Annotated in this window: 13 protein-coding genes; 1 reads left to right on the top strand and 12 read right to left on the bottom strand. The window is 55.6% G+C overall.

Going from position 1 to position 17,281, the window contains the following annotated elements:
• Positions 1 to 201: 201 nt before the first annotated feature.
• From I2D57_RS06695 to I2D57_RS06650, 10 genes are all read right to left on the bottom strand, one after another.
• A complete protein-coding gene (locus tag I2D57_RS06695; protein WP_195361928.1) occupies positions 202 to 1,173 on the bottom strand; it encodes a LacI family DNA-binding transcriptional regulator in 972 nt (323 codons plus the stop codon).
• Between the two features lie 85 nt (positions 1,174 to 1,258).
• Positions 1,259 to 1,924: a DUF4956 domain-containing protein gene (locus tag I2D57_RS06690; protein WP_195361925.1), complete on the bottom strand. Its 666-nt coding sequence runs from the start codon at positions 1,922 to 1,924 to the stop codon at positions 1,259 to 1,261.
• Positions 1,925 to 1,927: 3 nt separating this feature from the next.
• The gene (locus I2D57_RS06685) at positions 1,928 to 2,719 is read right to left on the bottom strand and encodes a polyphosphate polymerase domain-containing protein (protein ID WP_195361924.1); all 792 of its coding nucleotides are present in this window, start codon (positions 2,717 to 2,719) and stop codon (positions 1,928 to 1,930) included.
• Positions 2,694 to 4,475 carry a CotH kinase family protein gene (locus I2D57_RS06680; protein WP_195361923.1) on the bottom strand — a complete coding sequence of 594 codons (1,782 nt, stop codon included), beginning with the start codon at positions 4,473 to 4,475 and terminating at the stop codon, positions 2,694 to 2,696. The genes I2D57_RS06685 and I2D57_RS06680 overlap by 26 nt, the downstream gene beginning before the upstream one ends.
• Positions 4,465 to 6,009, bottom strand: a complete 1,545-nt coding sequence (gene pelG, locus I2D57_RS06675; protein WP_195361922.1) for an exopolysaccharide Pel transporter PelG — start codon at positions 6,007 to 6,009, stop codon at positions 4,465 to 4,467. Before pelG ends, I2D57_RS06680 begins: the two co-directional genes overlap by 11 nt.
• Positions 5,990 to 7,441 (bottom strand): GT4 family glycosyltransferase PelF, encoded by a 1,452-nt coding sequence (gene pelF, locus I2D57_RS06670; RefSeq protein WP_195361921.1) that lies wholly within the window; start codon positions 7,439 to 7,441, stop codon positions 5,990 to 5,992. The genes pelG and pelF overlap by 20 nt, the downstream gene beginning before the upstream one ends.
• The gene (locus tag I2D57_RS06665) at positions 7,438 to 9,318 is read right to left on the bottom strand and encodes a DUF2194 domain-containing protein (RefSeq protein WP_195361920.1); all 1,881 of its coding nucleotides are present in this window, start codon (positions 9,316 to 9,318) and stop codon (positions 7,438 to 7,440) included. Before I2D57_RS06665 ends, pelF begins: the two co-directional genes overlap by 4 nt.
• On the bottom strand, positions 9,315 to 10,220 hold the full coding sequence (locus tag I2D57_RS06660) for a tetratricopeptide repeat protein (protein ID WP_195361919.1): 906 nt from the start codon (positions 10,218 to 10,220) through the stop codon (positions 9,315 to 9,317). Before I2D57_RS06660 ends, I2D57_RS06665 begins: the two co-directional genes overlap by 4 nt.
• Complete coding sequence (locus tag I2D57_RS06655) at positions 10,217 to 12,355, bottom strand: DUF4118 domain-containing protein (RefSeq protein WP_195361918.1); 2,139 nt, start codon at positions 12,353 to 12,355, stop codon at positions 10,217 to 10,219. The genes I2D57_RS06660 and I2D57_RS06655 overlap by 4 nt, the downstream gene beginning before the upstream one ends.
• 155 nt (positions 12,356 to 12,510) lie before the next feature.
• Entirely contained in the window at positions 12,511 to 12,897 is a 387-nt protein-coding gene (locus tag I2D57_RS06650) for a helix-turn-helix transcriptional regulator (RefSeq protein WP_195361917.1), read from the bottom strand.
• Positions 12,898 to 14,265: 1,368 nt separating this feature from the next.
• Here I2D57_RS06650 and I2D57_RS06645 point away from each other — a divergent pair.
• Positions 14,266 to 14,454, top strand: coding sequence for a hypothetical protein (locus tag I2D57_RS06645; RefSeq protein WP_195361916.1), 189 nt, complete (start codon positions 14,266 to 14,268; stop codon positions 14,452 to 14,454).
• Between the two features lie 187 nt (positions 14,455 to 14,641).
• Here I2D57_RS06645 and I2D57_RS06640 read toward each other — a convergent pair whose 3' ends face one another.
• Positions 14,642 to 14,911 carry a hypothetical protein gene (locus I2D57_RS06640; RefSeq protein ID WP_195361915.1) on the bottom strand — a complete coding sequence of 90 codons (270 nt, stop codon included), beginning with the start codon at positions 14,909 to 14,911 and terminating at the stop codon, positions 14,642 to 14,644.
• Positions 14,901 to 17,255 carry a PHP domain-containing protein gene (locus I2D57_RS06635; protein WP_195361914.1) on the bottom strand — a complete coding sequence of 785 codons (2,355 nt, stop codon included), beginning with the start codon at positions 17,253 to 17,255 and terminating at the stop codon, positions 14,901 to 14,903. Before I2D57_RS06635 ends, I2D57_RS06640 begins: the two co-directional genes overlap by 11 nt.
• Between the last annotated feature and the right edge of the window lie 26 nt (positions 17,256 to 17,281).

Below are 17,281 nucleotides of genomic sequence, written 5' to 3'. Positions count from 1 at the left end.
CCCATCATCGCGGTCTATGGGGTCAACGATATGGCACCGTGGGGACACATGTATGTCAATCCTGGTCTAACAGAGCCAATCGTTTTCAGTTTCATATGTCTGTAATCGTTTTCATAGCAGGATGAACGGTAGGAATAAGCCGGCGAATGGTGGTTTTAAGGCAAAACAGGAGGTCTCAGAGGCGGGCAGACGTGCCAAAGCCTAGACATTCATAAGCTGATGGCCGAGCTTGAGCGTCTTTAGACCACTCTCCCCCTCCACGCCATCGAGCGTGTTGAGCAACATATTGGTCGCTTCAACGCCGCTGGTCAGGTAGCCGTAATGCACGGTGGGAATGCCGCCCGTCAGCGCGCGCAAAAATGCGTTGTCGCCAAAACCGCTCACGCGACGCACGCCCTCGCCCATACCACGTACCTCGTCAAGAGCGCGCAGGGCACCGGCCGCCATGGTGTCGGTCGCGCACGCGATAAACGAAACATCGGGTACTTCGCCCAGCAGCTCGCGCGACGCACGATAGCCGGAATCGAGGGTAAAGGACCCGCGGCGAATCAGCTCGGGATCGAGCACAACACCCGCGGCGCCCAGACCAGCTTCAAAACCACGACGACGGTCGTAACCGGCGGCACGGTCTTCCTCGGTAACTCCAATATAGGCAATCTTGCCGTCCACACGGCCCGCAAGCGCATGGCCCAGTTCAAAGGCAGCCTCGAAATCGTCATGGTAGACGCAAGCCGCGCCCTCGACGTTTTGGCCGATCAGCACAATGGGCACGTGGCAAGACGCAATGGCCGCACGATGTTCGTCGGTGATCATGGTCGCCACGAGTACAATGCCATCGACCGGGTGATTTTGGAATAAATCGAGGTACTCGAGCTCGCGATCAGGGGCGTTGTCGGTATTGGCGAGCAGCATCTGGTAGCCACGGTGACCGAGCACCTGGCCAATGCCGGCGGTAATGCGGCTAACGGATTCCGAGTTAATCTTGGGCACGATGACGCCGATGAGTTTGGTGGAGCCGGTGCGCAGCGCGCGAGCCTGGCTGGACCGCACGTATCCGGTCAGCTCAATCGCCTGCTTAATGCGCGCGGCCTTATCCGCCGAGATATATCCACCGTTGAGGTAGCGCGAGACGGCGGCACTCGAAACGCCGGCCAGCTCGGCCACATCTTTCATCTTTACCACGAGCACCCCTGTCGTTGAAATCGCTTACACAATGATACCTGTTCGTTCCGGCGTTCTGACGAACGCCGGAACATAGTTAGCCGTGGTATTCGCCGTTGTATTGGATTAACGTCAGGTCCTCCACGCCTTCGAGCGCGCGAATGGCATCCGCATAGGGCATATCCACACCGTCTGAGAACACCTCGACGGCCATCTCCACCTTGTCGCCGCGCATGGTCTTAGACTTAACGGTGAACTTGGTGCGTCCAAATGCACGCACGATATCATCGCCGGTGGTCTGGCCCGTGTAGTGGATGACCATCATGTACACGCGCGCCTTGTCCTGGTGGCTCGCAAAGCTAGCGATCATCGCCACGATCACCACTGCCGTGAGCCCCACGAGCGCATACATGCCGGCGCCCGCCGTAATGCCCGTGGTAATGGCCCAAAACAGATACAGCAGGTCGAGCGGGTCCTTGACCGCCGTACGGTAGCGGACGATGGACAGAGCACCGACCATACCGAGCGAGATGACCACGTTGGTCGAGATCGCTAGCGTCACCATGCAGGTGAGCACGCACATGCCCACGAGCGTCACGGCAAAGCTGCGCGAGTACACCACGCCGGTAAAGAAGCGCTTGTACACGCAATAGATCAGAATGCCCATGGCGAGTGCCACGAGCAGCGACAGACCGATCTTGGCAGGGTCGACCTGGCCAAACGCCTCCAAGACGGAGTTCTTAAAAAAGTCCCTGGTGCTCATGGTCTAAATATCCCCTCGGTTCTCATAATCCGATTCCCAGTAGTTAAAGCCGCGCAAGTAGGCGGTCTTTTCGTAGCACAGGCAGTACTTGGAGACCGCCGTGAGCTCCGCCGCGCCCGGCGGTACCATATCACGCACCAGCTGCGGGCAAAACTCGGTAAACTTGACCTCCATCACCAGCTTGCCCGGCTCCAGCACGGGCAATGCGGGCAAGGTCGCGTCAAAAATATCGAAGCTTCCCACAGCCGCGCGCACGTTCATGTCAAACGTAACGCGCACGGTGCCCTCGTCCATCACCCACGGCTCGCGCTCGTAGTCCACGATGGTGCGCGGGCGCATCATGTTGCAGATGCACTCGATATAGAACTCACGGCAGAGCTGATGCGGGCTGCGCAGCAAAAAGTCATAGTCGCCGGCGAGGACCTGCTCAAACTCGTCGCGGGTGAGCGGCGCATCCTCCTTGTAGATCCAGCTGCCGTACTTCTTTTTACGCTCGAGCTTAATCACCTTGTCGCTGCCGTTATAGATGCGCACGCGATACTTTTTGCGCATCAGGATACCGGCGTCTTTTTCCTCGTAGGCCGAGTTGCAGTAGTCGTCAAAATACAGGCTGCGGATGGTGTAACCGCCCGCCCGTGCATGCTTGTCCAGCTTAAAGACCGGCGACATGCGACAGGCAAGCGCGGCGTGCTCGCCCTCGTTAATGAGATATTTGAGTTCGTGGCGGTAGCGCTCCTGCGTAGCACGCGCAGGCGGGGCCGCCAGGCGCTCAAGCAGCACGCCAGCCCTCCTCATACGTGTCCTCCACGACCTTACCGCCGTCTTGCACGTAGAAGCACTTCATGCCGTACTGCTTGCCGTCATCGGTCACGTAGTAGTCAAACGCATCTTGCGTATAGCCGTCGGAGTTGTTGGCGCGCACACGCACAAAGTACTGGCCGGTGTCGGGCGCGTCGCACGTCACCTCGGGCAGCAGCACATCCTCGGCCTTAAAGACCACGTCGCTAATGGCGTAATCGCGCGCCAGCTCGACGGTATAGCGAATGTCGCGCGCATCAAAGTCGTACGCGGCGTCCCAGTTGATGCGCAGCTTACCGTTATCGATCTGCGGCACGCCGATGTAGAACGGCATGGGCTTCTTATAGCTCTCGCGATAGCTCTTATAGTTCTCCTCGATCTCGGAAGGAATCGCCGCGGCAATCTGCTCGTATTCGTCCTTGGTCACGGGCAGATGCTCCAGGTCGGGCGCAGCAAAGACGAGCGGCTCCGTGACCTCACGATAATGCTCGACCATCTTGCTCAGACGCTCTTCGGTCAAATACGAGCGCAGGTCCTTGACGGCGCTATCGAGTTCGCTGCGGAACGACTTGCTGCGCAACGCGCGGTTAAACAGCACGTTGCCCCAGTAGTTGCTCACGCCGCGCTCCCAGCTCGCATAATCCGAGAACCCCGTCAGGCTCAGCTCAAGCTTGCGCAGCATGCCGTCGTTGTCCCAATCCAGGATGTACCAAACCTTGGAGTTAAGCGGGCTGTACAGATAGCAGTTACGATTCTGCGTATCGCAATTACCCGTCAAGATCTGAAACGCCATCCAATAGACCAGGTTCTCGGTATCGAAGTAGGTGTCGAGCACGTCGTCGATCTTTTGCGTATCGTCGTTGAGCGCATCGAGCATCTCGATCAACTTGGTATGGTCCGAATCGCCCTTAATCTCGAGCATGCCCTCAAACGCCGTCTGGTTATAGTCGGGGTCATCGGCGAGCTTAATGGTGTCTTCGAAGCGATGGAAATCGAAGCTGTTCACCTTATAGAGATGCCCGCTCTTATCCAGACCGTGGGCCTTGAGCGCCGTCTTGTTGAGCTGCTCGACCTGCGTAAACAGTCCGTAGTCCTCAAAGGTGTCGTTAGCTTTTTCGGTCTGGTCGCACACCCATAAGTGCACAAACTGCGTGCGCAGGCCCATCATCTGGGGAATGCCACGAATCAGATCGTAGGCCATCTTGTTACGAAAGCGCATGCCCTCGCCCATGTGCTTGTTGAGCGCAATCGCACGCTGCTGGCGCCACGTGCCCTTGCCCTTTTTGAGCTCCACCTTGTAGTTCTTTTGCGTATAGGTACTCGACGTCTGACCGCGCACCTGCACCGTGGCGTTGGGTGCCTCCTCGCCATAGCCCACCTCGCCAGCAACGGGGCCCTTATCGTCGCCCGCCTGCAGCAGGCCCATAACCTGATAGCGCGTCACGCCCATGTCGGCATAGTCGTAGACCGAGTACGTATTGATCTCGGCCCAGCTGTGGTCCGTGTTCTCGGAGCTATTGCCGCGCGAGACCGTCAGGTACATGGTCACAATGCCCGAGTCGTCGTAAACCTCGTACAGCTCGTCCTTGTCGCGAAGATGCTTGATCTCGCTAGACGCATCGGCCTTTTTAATCTTGTCCTGCTTCTTGGTCTTTTTTGTCGAGGATTCGTCCTGCGAAGAGCAGCCCGAAAGCAGCAATGTGCCGGCAGCCGCCTCAATCAAGCGGCGACGCGATATCATCCTATCGGTCATCAGGACCTCCCCAACGATTGCGATACACACGGACCACCGTGCGCTCAAACGCACCATGCGGCTCGCCCTGTAGACGCAGCTCCTCGTAGCGCTGTTCGGCACGGTCGAGCAAGCAGCCCAACTCCGTAAAGCGACCCGTCTTGTCGGTCGCCACGATGGGCTGCTGACTCAGGATACGATACGGCAAGTTGGCGGTATAGGTATCGAGCCGCACGAGCGCCACAACAAAAAACACCGCCGCGCCGAGCAAAAAGCCAAAGCCATAAAACTGCTGCGGAAAGAACAGCGAAACGATGGTCGCCAGCCCCGCCACGCCCGCGAACAGCCCGGAGGCAAGCACGGCGCCCCTGTAGTCGGTAAAGTACAGCAAGATCAGCAGAATCGTGTTGCCCACAGCATACAGGCCATAGCCCACGCACAGCGTGCGAAAATACCCGTGCATCAGGTTGTTGAAGCCCAGTGGCAGGGCCGAGAGCACCGTGGTCTCGAGCGAGATGACTGCTGCCGTCACAAACAGCTGCTTGAGCGCGCAAAACCGCAGCTCCCGGTTGAGCGTGGCAAGCATTTCCTCCTCGGCCACCACGATGTCGCCCACCACGCCGCCGTCGTTAAACAGGCTGTAGTAGTCGCGGTAGCGCGGATAGAAGTTGACCTCGACCGACACCACAAAGTTGACGGTCGTGACCAGAATGCTCAAAAACGCGATGAGCGCCGGCACATCATGGTAGGGCGCGCCATAAAACAAGCCCTTGACTTGTACGCCAATGGGCCCCGCCCAAATAATCACCAGATGCGCAAAAAGTCCCAGGTTGGTAAATAGGCCCGTGAGCGCCAGCGGCATAAATTGGTCGAGCCAGCGCAAAAAGAGCCAGGGGCTGCGATCGCTCTGAGGAAAATACCGGTACAGCAGCACCACGTCCCAGGCGAGCATCACACCGTAGCCCAGGGCGATCGAGGCCAGCAGGCCCTCGACGGGCGGCAGCCCCAGCGCCAGCGCGGCCAAGGCGCACAGGCACGCCACGCCAATGGCCGCGGCAAAGCTGCACAGAATACCCCGGTAGTCCTTAATGGCCGTGAGGTAGCTCATGCCGTTCCAGTTGACGATCATAATGTTGAACAGCCACAGGCACAGCAGCCCCTGCAGCAGCGTGGCGCCCGAAAACAGCAAAAAGATGCCGTAGAGCACCGTGCCCGCAATGAGCATGATGGCATTGGAGCCCCAAAACGAAGGCAAGACCTCTTCTTCGCGCTCAGCAAACAGCATGTCGGCCAAAAAACGCGTGACCGGCATGGAGAAAAAGCTCGTGAGCGTAAGCGACGCCAGCAGCGTATAGGTCACCATGCACACCAGCAGGTCCTGGTTGGCACGGCCCACACCCCACAGGCCGCATAGCACCAAAATGCCCACCTGCAGCAGCACGCCCAGCAGCATGGGGCCCGTGCACACAATGCCGGCGTAGCCATAGGCGCGCATCGTGGCAAACAGGCCCTTGCGCCCAAACAGGCGTTTGAGCTCAAAACCGATTCCGGCCACCGACTACTCCCCCTCTCTTGGGCAAATTGAACGCGCGAGCCGTCTCGTCGTACAGTGAGCGATAGTTGGCGAGCATCTGCTCGTGTAGGTAATAGGTCGCCACGCGACGCTGACCGCGCTCCCCCATTTCCAGACGGCGGGCACGGCTCGCGCACATGCGCTCCATAGCATCGGCCAGACCCTTGCGATACATGGGCGGGCTCACGAATCCAGCCACGCCAAAGTCGTCGCCAGGGGCGCCCTCGAGCAGCTCGCGGCAGCAGCCGACCTCGGTCGTCACGCAGGGGCGACGTGCGCCCAGCGATTCCAACACGCTCAACGGCTGGCCCTCCGAGATGCTCGTCAAAATGGTAAAGTCGAGCTTTTCCATGTACTCGACCACGTTGACGCGGCCGGTAAAGATCAGGTCGCGCACGCCCAATGTCTCCACCAGCGCATGGCACTCGGCGCCATACTCCTCGTCGTCCACGCCACCCATAATATGCAGGCGAACGTGCGGCAAGCGCTCATGCAACTCAAAGAAGGCATAGATCATGGTCTTAACGTCCTTGATGGGCGCCAGGCGCACCACCGCGCCAATGTCCACCCAGCCGTCATCGGGCTTTAAGGGAATGTCCTTAAAGCGGTCGAACTGAATGCCGTTGGGGATAACCAGGCATTTTTCTGCATCGCAACCCATGTCGATCTGCGTTTTGCGCGCGTTGTGGAACAAACTCGTCACACGAAAAGCGCGACGGTAGATTTCCTCCGAAAGCAGGTAGAAAAAGCGGATCCAACGGTCCTTAAACGAAGGCACCACCCAGTCAGCGCGAATGATCTCTTCCTCGCGTTCGCGGGTATAGATGCCGTGCTCGGTCAGCAATGCCGGCGCGTTATTCATGCTGGAGCCCAAACTTGCGAGCAGACCGCCGTAGCCGGTCGAGATGGCGTGGTACACATCGGCCACCGGAACCTCACTGCCCAGTAGATAGAGCACGGGCAGCAACATCGAACGCATGGTGTGGAAGGCGTCCGCGAAAGGCGTATACGGGTACTCGGCCAGGCACACGTCGCGGAAGATGTCCATAAACGTGCGGCTCTGCAAAAATGAGAGCGGATGCACGTGGCGGCGCTGGAAGATATCGAACAGCACGTCCCAGTCCGGATTGGAGAGCGAAACCAGACGGCGCAACGCCTCACGCTCGCGGTCGTCGAAGTCGACTTCCTCCTGCTCGCCCGAAAGACGCAGGGCATCGTCCAGGAACACCTCGTGCACCTCGACGACGTTGTCGGGCAGCTCGTAGACAAACTTGCCGCGGTCTTCGGCGTGGGCGCCAATCACCCACAGCACAAACTCATGCTCGGGCATGGCCGTGATGTAGCCGTGCATCCAGGTGGACACACCGCCGTGCACGTAGGGGTAGCAGCCCTCGAGCACCAAGCAGATTCTCATTTGTCGCCACCCTCCTTGCGCGCAATGGTCACCGTCTTGTCCGTGGCTTTGACCAGGTACAGGTCGCCCGTCAGATGCGTAATCTCGCCACCCGTGACCGCACCCGGCTCGCCGTTGTTGGCGCGGAACATGAGCCACGCTTCGTCGTGGAAATTGCCCAGACTGAGCGTCCAGGCGTCGTCGCTCGTATCCACGCTCACCGTCACGGACGAAAAGCGCTGGATGGCACCCGAGCATTCCGAGCCGGTCTGGTGGCGCAGGTCGGGCGCAGACTTGGTAAGCCAGTCCAGGTAGTCGGTCAGGCCGCCCTTGTAGACCTCCCAGCCCTCCGTAGCGCCGCGATCGGGATCGAGCAGGTCGTCCGGGTGCATAAAGTGCGTGCTCACGTAGTGCATGTTGAGCTCGGACACGGCAGCCAGGCGCATATAGGAATCGTCGACCATGCCGCCCGAGACAATGCGCGGCTGCTCCACGATGCCGTCGCTCGCCACGCCAAACTCTTGCACGTACGGAAGATCGGTGCCGTCCTCAAAATACGTACTGGCGATGGTCTTAATGCGCGGCACGTCCTCGCCAATAATCTTGCGCGCGCGGGCCGAAAGGATGTTTGACGGCGGCACGTAGACCGAGCCGTGCGCGTTGGGCAGCACCTCGTCCTGAAAGGCGATAAGCTCGTTGAGCGATGCGACGAGCGTCTCCTTGTTCTTCCACGTCTTGTAGTCGTACAGCGTTCCATAGTCGGTATCCCAGAGCGCCAGCGGCTGATGGTTATAGCCATGAAAGCCCAGCTCTCCGCCCATCTGCAGCAGCATGCCGCCAAAGTAGCGGAACTGCGTGGTATCGGGCTGGCGCGCGGGCTCGGTCTGATTGACCGCGTCCTCGTAGTTTTCAATCATCACGCCGGTATAGCGAATGCCGTATTTTTGCGCGAGTTTTTGCAGATCGGGCCACCAGACCTTGGCATAAAAATCGGCAATGGAAAGGCCGTAGTCGCGCTTAATGTAAGTGCCGTCGCCCGAGGGCACGGGGCTGGGAAAGTCGTCCAGATAGAAGACGGCGCTGTTGATGACGGGGTAGGCCGTGGCATCGCCCAGCAAGCTGATCGCCGAGGCGTAAAAACCGCGCATGACCTTGTCGTAGACACCGATATTGCACACCACGGTGCGCCCGTCACCGAAATCATTGGACCAAATGATCGGGGCGCCCGCGTCGCCGGTCGTTGCCCACACGTGCGCCGTCTCGCGCAGCGATACCGAAAGCGACGAATCAAAGGGATCCGAGAGCTCATAGCGCTCTCCCCCGCCCAGCATAAAGTCATTGCTCGGCACAATGCTTTCGGCTTTTACATAGTCGTATCCGGCCGATTCAATGCCAAGCTTGGGGGCAATCACTTGCAGATAGCTCGAGTTATCCGGCGGCATGGCGAGCATAAGCGAACCACCGGCACTCACCCAACTCATAATGTCGGTCAGGTGCGTACCGAGCCTATCGAGAGACGGCATGAGCAAAATCACGCAATCAAAGGAAGTCAGCGAGGGGATGGCATCCGCGCCGTCCAGAGCAAGGTCCACATCGCGGTGCGCGATCTTCATGTCGAGCAGAATCTGGTCAAACTGCTCCTTTACATCCTCGACGCCCGCTTGGTCGGTATCGGTAATGACCAGGCACGTGGGCTTTTGGCCAAATATCGCCGAGGAGGCCGGCACCGCATCGTTGGCAGCAAGCATCCCCAGCTTATGCTGGCCCGCACTGTACTGCACGCCGGCACGCTCCACCAGCAGCACGGCGGCCATGGCAATAAAGACCACCCACACCACGAGCAGTCCCGTCCAGCGAAAATGGCCCGCACGGTCGCGGATATGCTGCACCACGCTCATCGGGCCTCCTCTCCGTTGCGCCAAAAAGCCAGCTCCTCGCGGTTGGCGGCACTTAAGTACACATGTTGCTTGTCGATCGCATCGATCACACGGTGGACTTCGTCACCGTCGCGGCGCATCACGGCCAGGCGCAGGCAAAGCATCCAAACCTCCTGCTCGTCGGGCACGTCGAGCACCAGCTGGTCGGTCACGGCCTGCGCCTCGTCGATCTGTCCGACATCGGCCAGAGCCGTCGCGTATCGAATGCGCAGCTCAAGGGTATCCTCGCGCTCGCAGCGACGCGCAAGCAGGCGCGCGTACTGTTGGCGCTGAATCTGAGCCACGCGCCCCTCGGCCAAGCCCGAGCCCAAGTATTCACCAAGAAAATCGCAGTATTCGTTGAGGTTTTGCGCGCTCGGGTCCGTCTTAAAGGCACGCTCCAGCTGCTGCAGTTTAAGGTCGGACTCCTTGGAGATCTGCGCCACCGCCGTCGCGGCATAGTGCGCCACCTCAACGTCGTCGTTAAGCTTAGCCGCCTGCAGCTGCGCCAGGTAAGCGTCGGGCTCCTCGGTGAGCATGGAGAGCATTAGGCGGCGCCGGTATGCCGGGTCATTGACGATGAGCGCCTCCTCGAGCGGCACTACGCCCGCATCGTCCTCAGCACTCGGTACCGACATGCTACGATGCAGGTCGTCGTTGAAGCGCAGCGACTCCAGCGCAGACTCTTTCAGCCCCTCGCCAAACATCGCGCTGCAGACCGATAGCAGAACCACCATCAACGGACCCCACAGCGGCACCAGCACTATCACAGCCAGCATGTGCCCGCGCACCGGCAGCAGGCCCAGCTTCATGAGCGTCCACAGCATCAGGCAAACCAACGCATGAATCAGCAGCAAGACGGCAGCAACGACAAGCGAGATCAAGCGGCACCCCCCTCACCGTCACCGGTGTAAGAGATGTGCTGCAACAACGCCACGATGTCCTCGCCGTCGACGGGTTCCACCGCAATATGCTTTGCGCTCAGGCGCTCGCGGATAATGGGCAGATCGCACGCCTTTGCCTGACGCATAAGCAGGTAGAGTACGTCGCCGTCGACCAAGCCCGCCGCGTCGCTCTCGCGGATTGCCGACCCAATTGCGCCCACCAGCTCGCCGACAGGCTCCATGCCCGGTACCACGCGCAGGAGCAAAAAACTCCCCATCTTGCTATCTGCCAGCGCCTGCTCTGCCGCGAGCTCTTGGCCAAAGGCAGCCTGCTTGAGCACACAAGTGCCGTCAACGCAGCGTTTATCCTGCGCCACCGCCTCATAGTCAAAGGCACGGCCCAGCGCGCTTTCGACCAGGCCGCACAAGATGCGGAACAGGTTTTGATAATAGAGGGTCATTTGGTTTTCGGCCGCGCTACGCATAAAGATCAACACGGCGGGTGCCCCGTCGCGCTCGATCGTGTATCCAAACATGGGAAGCCCCGGCGTCAGCTCGCGGTTCACCCACAGGTTCGAACGACCCCCGTCGCCCAAAAGAGGTGCAAGCTGCTCAAGCGTGAGCGAGCGTGCGGCATCTTCGGCAATCGCGGGACTTGCAGCCACCAGGCGTGCAAATGCCCCGCCCGAAACATGGTAGATCGCCACGGAATCGTTCTCGAGGATCTCGCCCAAAAGCTCGCAGCACTTGCGATAGATGTCGCGTGGGTTGAGCATGTCGAGCTCCTGCGTCACCGCAAAGATCTTGCCAAAGCTGTCGTGGCGACCCACGATCTGGCGCCTGTACGCGCGCTTATCCTCGATCGCGTCGTGGTAGAGCTGCGTAAGGAACGTATTGCGGTTGCGCACGAGCTCGTTTTGATCGCGCTCCGCCCTAATGGCTTCGCTGTTGCGCAGCTGCACATAGCCGCACACGGCACCCACAACAAAGTACGCAATAAACGGCAGCCAGTTAGACGGCTCATAGAACAGACCCTGGAAGGTATAGCCGTACTGAGTAAAATAGCTGGCTGCCAAACCCACCGACGCCAGCAGCGCCGCAACCAGGCCAAAGTCCAAGCCATACAGCATGCCGATCAGCACCACGTAGAGCAGGCGATAATCGAGCACGTTGAGCTGGGCCGATTGTGAGAACAGATGCTCCAGCACCTCGAACAGAACCCAGGCAACGCCCGTCTCCAGGCATTTGATGGGCAGCGAGTGCATCTGGATGCGGTCGATGGCGTCGCGTAAGGGGTTGACCTTCTTTGCGCGGCCAGCATCCCAACGCGCTTGAATGGTCGAAAGATCGCGCAGCAAGTCGCAGCGCTGAAACCAACCATAGCGCACGCGAGCGAAGTCGCTGGTGGGCAGGCCGTAGCCGGCAGAATCGCCATAGGCAACTGAGAGCCCTGGGAACAGCGCCTGAAGAGCCTCGCCCACTTCACCCGCCGTGTGATGGAAGGCATCGGCAACGTCGAGCGTCTCAAAGGAGGCGCCCCAGCTGTCGAAGATACGGCGTACCAGCACCGCAAGCTCCTCGGCACACAGCAGGGGAAACGCCGCATCTTGCGCGCCCTGCAGAGCGACCGACCCGGTTGAGCACGCGTCGAACAGCGGCACCAAAAACGGATCTTCCAGCGCGGCAGACGCGGTGTACAGGAACGGCACGCGCAGGATCTTGGTCTGAACGCCCTCGCGAGCAGCGTAGTAGCGGCACAGGTCGTTGGCCGCGTGCGCGATAATACCCTTGCCCGTTCGCCCCGCGGCATCGGCGGCGCCCTCGGCACCTGCGGGCCCTGCTATATACAACAGCTGGATCCGGCTACCCATGCACGCGCGAAAGACCGAGCGCAGCAGCTCGATATCGCCCACGCTATCGACATGCGGGGTAAGGTAATTGGAAAGGTAGACCACGCGGTCGAACTCGTAGGCCTGCTCCAGATGTTGCAGAAGCTCTTTCCACGAGGCATGGGGCGATGACTCGTCGCGGCGCGTGTACTGCGCGGCTACGACCTGCACATGGTCCCCGGGGAACGCCTTGGCACAAAAGTCATCGTCAACATATGCGGTGTTGCCAACAACCAGCACCTCCATGGCGCACCCCTCCCCTAAAATCCACATTTGTCATAGTTAAACATGCGTATTGCACGCTGTCAACGCGAGCCAAGGCGCCTTTAAGGCTGTTTTAAGAACTTTTCTAGAGGATGTGGGGATGGCAACTCGTCCGGCTCAGGCTCATTGAGAGGCTGCTATTCGCTCTGAAAGGGCACATCGCAATCTGCTGACAGCTCTGCAGGGAGAATGGCAGGCAATGCACATTGCTCTCGCACGGAATCATTGGATGAAAGAAACGGCAGTTCTTTGGAATAGCTGACGATAACCTGCGGAACGATCTTAATGCCCAAAGCAAGTTCGAACTTTGCAATCGTCTTTAGAGTCATATTAGGTTGAGAATTCAAGAGCTTAGAAAGCGACTGAAGGCTTATGCCCATACGATTTGCCAGCTCACTTTTACTCAATCCCAAACGTTTCATTTCGCGATGAACAATAAACTCAATATCTAGTGCATGTTCATAAGCGCGCGTTTCGCTACTTTCTGTTTCGGCATAAAAATCAGATAGATCTACTTTATTCATTGTATTCTCCGTTTCAGAAGCCAGGCATAAAAGTCAGCGCCCAGGCTCCAGAAGCTGACGCGCTATTACGTTCAGTCGCTTGGCCCGCTCGATTTCCCTGCTGATATTTCCCAATCCCTGATGCCCTTTAAACCAAAATAGAAGAACGATTTTGTCTACGCCTTAACATATGGCATAAATCATCTCTCGATTAACCCCGTTAACCCCTTAAGTTCATAGAGGCCGATCTTAGAATCAATACATCGTAGCTTTGAGGTCCCACTCGCGACCTTTAACCCATAATCATAGATTTTTGAAATCAGGTTGATCATTTTACGGGCGGCATTTTTACGATAGTGTCTGACATCATCTTCTGAAATTGAGAGTTGTCAGGAGAAGTCGTCAGCTCCCAAAACGGGCGGCCCTTGGGGTCTTTATATTCGACAAGTTCATATCCTTCTGCCAAAGGCCACCTCCCATTTCTAGATACACTTAACTTAGAAGTTAAGTGTATCTATTTAAATACAAATAACAAGGTATAAGGTAAATTCCGCAGCCCCAAATCGATAAACAACCCAACCAAGCTGGTGCCCAATCCGGAAGTATGACGCAAATTCTTGACATGCTGACCACACTGAGTAGCGACAACGTTTCTACCTGCGGGTTCTTTTCATGAAAAGGGCGATGTGCTCAAGGGTTCCGAAATTTGCCGCATACTTCCGGCGAACGATTCCGGAAGTGCGGAGTAAAACCGAGATCTGGGAACCAGACCCCGATTTCACCCTTCCGCAACCTGCGGTTTTGTTGCCGAAATTCGGTTTATGCTCGGAGGTTTCCAATTTTACCCCGCACTTCCGAAATAACGACTCCGCATCGAGGGCTCCAGCAACAAAGGCGGCATCCGCAACAACATCCAGTAGCCGCGGAAACGTCAAAGGGCCGTTGCCGGAAACCGAACAACGACCCTTCTTTGTCGCCGCCTCACGTAGAGTCCACGGCGACTGTATCACTGAGGACATCTTACAGTAAGTCAATCAACCCAACAGGGAGATAATCAGGAACGATCAGAAATGCAGCCGTTCGCCCCAATTTCCATCTAACTAAAACTAGGGGATGCCCTCCGTTAGGAAGGAACCCCCTAGCAAAACAATGGCCTATGGCAGACCTTCGTTTTTCATTTAGGACATCATAGCGCAGCATCACTATTTCGAAGAGTGGTTGGACACAAATTGATTGAGAACATTAATCGCCGCAAGCCCGCCTACAAGAGAACAGGCAACGGTTGTTCTATCCAAGCAGCCCAATATGATGACGTCGGCTATCAACGTAAGATTAAGAAGTATCGTTCCATATTGCGCTCAGGGAATCTGCTCGGCATCAACCTTATTCATGACGTCAAGTCGAGCCGACTCTGCCCTCTACTTCGAGGTCTTTACCTTTAAAGACTTCTCCGAGATGATTCTCGCCGCCATCACGGTGACCATCTTGTTCGAGCTCCTCGTCGAGCGAGCCCTCGCCTCGGAAACCTTCTTGCTCATCTCCAGACCCGGCCATGACGGAAACGTTCTTAACATTTAAGCCATCATGCATACCACTTTCTTTATCAGGCGGGCAACGGTATTAACGGATTTGTTTATTGAGATTTGCCATACCGATTCTACTAGTCAAGCATCTAAAGGCATCCAATTCAAATCATGAAAAACACTACTCAATGTCGAAGCAAAGCAGGTCTTAGCTAACGACGCAATAAGAACGATTATTATGTCTATTCTTCTAATTCCGACAGCGCTGTCTCGAGCTTTTCCTTATCGATTCTCAACTCATCAAGAAACGACTTCACCGCAACAGAAATAATCTCGGCAAAACCTACTGAATCAAAGCGTTCATCATCGCATTCAACGACAATCTTCTCTGGATCTATTGCGTCGCGGTTTTCCACGATTGCCTGAACCAGGCTCTTTAAATCCGGCGAATCAGAAGCAAGTTCAATTTCCTTACCGTCCAGAAGCCTTACGATAATTGTATTATTCACCATACTTCATCAACCTTCTCTTCACGGCACTGCGTCCACCATCCAATATCAACGAAGCGCAATCTATTACTTCGCCACTCTCAAGTGCCCCGTACTTATAGTAAAATTTACCGGGAGTCGGTTGCTCTGCAATCACGACATTCTCGGCATCTGAGTTGATGACGATGTTGGCATCATGGGTAACGACAATAACTTGTTTCTTATGTTTGAGCTTGATGAACCATGTTCTTATCTGATTGAAAATCGTTTGATTGTCAACATTATCTTCAGGCTGATCGATAAGAAGCGGCCTAGATGTATCCGTATGGACTATATATTCCAGCAGGATATTCGTCTGTGTACCTGGGGACATCGTAGAAATATCACGATATACACCGTCTTTGCATAGATATTCAATTGACACGCCTGGTATATAGTCGAGATTATATTTCGCCAACTCAGTGGTCAGTGATCTCCAATCTTTGCCCTTCTTATAGCCGCCCTCGTCATAACAGAACTGTTCAATGAGATAGCCTAAATTATCACTATTAAGACCACCACGCCCAGATTTTTCCGCAAGAAAGTAATCATTGAATAGTTTGAGCATATGGCGAAGAGGGTGCTCGATGTCCAACGTTTTCTTGAAGCGAAAGGCTCTCATTACCACACCGTCAGCATAAGCGTAATTCTCGTAGTGCGTCTCAAATCCAGTCGAATTGGAAAGATAGGCATTTACGACAGAAACCCTCTGTCGGATGCTTTCCGTGTTATCCATAAACGCAATTTCGAACAATTTCGCAACGTCCGATTTTGCCTTTTGTGCCTCACTAATCCTGCCCTTCGCTTCAAAGAACTCATCAATCAGCTCGTTAAAAAGATAGGTATTGCAGAGATGACCTTTTCTATGAGCTGCAGCAACAGTAAGAATCTCGCGCTCGAAAGATATAAAAGCGTCCTTAAATCTCTGGTCATCAACAATGGCAGGAGGAATCTTCGAGCGAACCGCCTTTTCAACGTCGCCTAGAAGTTTTTCGTAACTCAAATTGGCGATTTTCTTATCAATTTTCAGCTTCTGACACTTAGCAATTTTTATATCAAGGGCATCGTTGCGATCAGTCGAAAATTTATCAACTAAACCAGAAATGTTCTCAAGTTGCCCAGCAGAACAATCAGGAATAGGCAAATTAAAATCCGCCATATTTTGTGTCTTGATAGCAGCTTCGTCTATTTCGCTTACGGCATCAAACCCAGTTTGAAAATAGTTTTTGAGGGTATTTTTATACGCCTCGCCCTCTTCCATAAACAGCTTTGCGACGTAGCTCTGATTAAAATAGTCATAGGCGAACGCGCCGGATTTAACAGCATCCCCGCGGGCATTCTTAATCGAAACTGCGTAGTTTTTAACAAATTCCCTGCGCCCAGGTTTAACCTTTTTGTTGGGGTCACCAAGTGCCAAAGCCATAGCGTCTAAAAGGAGAGATTTTCCGCTGCCTCTACCTCCAATAACTGCATTGAGCCGAGTGGACAGCTCGATCTTCTGCCCATTAAAGCACACCTCTCCGAGATAAGAGCCGAGCGATTCGTCGGGAATCTCTTCCCTGGTGCACGAAATACGATTGACTTCACTACCGACCATCTGAAGTCCCCTAAAGCTCGGCAAAGCATGGAAATACTGAGGCGGGTAGGAGAGGTATTTATCAAGTTTGTCGAAATCTTTGGAATCAGAGAAGGAGATTACTGAAACCCTCTCATCTGCATCTATTTCTCGTAGGAATTCGACAGCATGCGCAATGCTGCTCTTGCCACCTGTTTCCCATAAGCAGAAGAACTGGTCGATGTACTTTCTCGCTTCGTCCCCGGGATTCTCAAGACAATGCCAATCGAAGTCGATTCCGCGTTTATTTTGCTTCATGGCATGAGGGCTCAATGCAAAAGGAATGCCCAACTCAAGCAATTTGTTCAATAGAACATCGATATTGATTGGGCTCTTCGGACTCACTTCCCCCAGAACTTCGTTAACCCAGTCGGCAACCTTGACAATCTTTTCTTCGTCATCGACGGCATCGAAATAGACAATGATATGCTTGGATGCTTCGCCCTCTTCCAGAGAAGCATCCACTTCTACGCCGGGAAGAAGACGAATAGAGCTATCTCTCGAAAGAAACTCTTTGTAGACATCTAGAGCCATGGAATTATGATCGGTAATGGAGACCATATCCAAATCCTGATGCTTTTTAAATACATCAAAAAGTCCGTCGATATAGTCGTCAACACCAAGTTTTTTCATTTCAGGAAGAGCGGAAGAACACTGGTTGGAGTGAATATGCAAGTCCCAAACTCTTCCGCATTTTACAATCGGTGAATCCATCGTGTCTCCCGCCATAAGAGATGACT

Source organism: Collinsella aerofaciens, assembly GCF_015553355.1.
Classification (GTDB): domain Bacteria; phylum Actinomycetota; class Coriobacteriia; order Coriobacteriales; family Coriobacteriaceae; genus Collinsella; species Collinsella aerofaciens_V.
This window is presented reverse-complemented; position numbering and strand designations above follow the sequence as displayed.

Excerpts from the sequence above, each read along its gene's own strand:
- I2D57_RS06645 (WP_195361916.1), top strand. The coding sequence starts at position 14,266 with ATGACGTCAAGTCGAGCCGACTCTGCCCTCTACTTCGAGGTCTTTACC.
- pelF (WP_195361921.1), bottom strand. The coding sequence starts at position 7,441 with ATGAGAATCTGCTTGGTGCTCGAGGGCTGCTACCCCTACGTGCACGGC.
- I2D57_RS06665 (WP_195361920.1), bottom strand. The coding sequence starts at position 9,318 with ATGAGCGTGGTGCAGCATATCCGCGACCGTGCGGGCCATTTTCGCTGG.
- I2D57_RS06685 (WP_195361924.1), bottom strand. The coding sequence starts at position 2,719 with ATGAGGAGGGCTGGCGTGCTGCTTGAGCGCCTGGCGGCCCCGCCTGCG.
- I2D57_RS06695 (WP_195361928.1), bottom strand. The coding sequence starts at position 1,173 with ATGAAAGATGTGGCCGAGCTGGCCGGCGTTTCGAGTGCCGCCGTCTCG.
- I2D57_RS06650 (WP_195361917.1), bottom strand. The coding sequence starts at position 12,897 with ATGAATAAAGTAGATCTATCTGATTTTTATGCCGAAACAGAAAGTAGC.
- I2D57_RS06680 (WP_195361923.1), bottom strand. The coding sequence starts at position 4,475 with ATGACCGATAGGATGATATCGCGTCGCCGCTTGATTGAGGCGGCTGCC.
- I2D57_RS06690 (WP_195361925.1), bottom strand. The coding sequence starts at position 1,924 with ATGAGCACCAGGGACTTTTTTAAGAACTCCGTCTTGGAGGCGTTTGGC.
- I2D57_RS06640 (WP_195361915.1), bottom strand. The coding sequence starts at position 14,911 with ATGGTGAATAATACAATTATCGTAAGGCTTCTGGACGGTAAGGAAATT.
- I2D57_RS06655 (WP_195361918.1), bottom strand. The coding sequence starts at position 12,355 with ATGGAGGTGCTGGTTGTTGGCAACACCGCATATGTTGACGATGACTTT.
- I2D57_RS06635 (WP_195361914.1), bottom strand. The coding sequence starts at position 17,255 with ATGGATTCACCGATTGTAAAATGCGGAAGAGTTTGGGACTTGCATATT.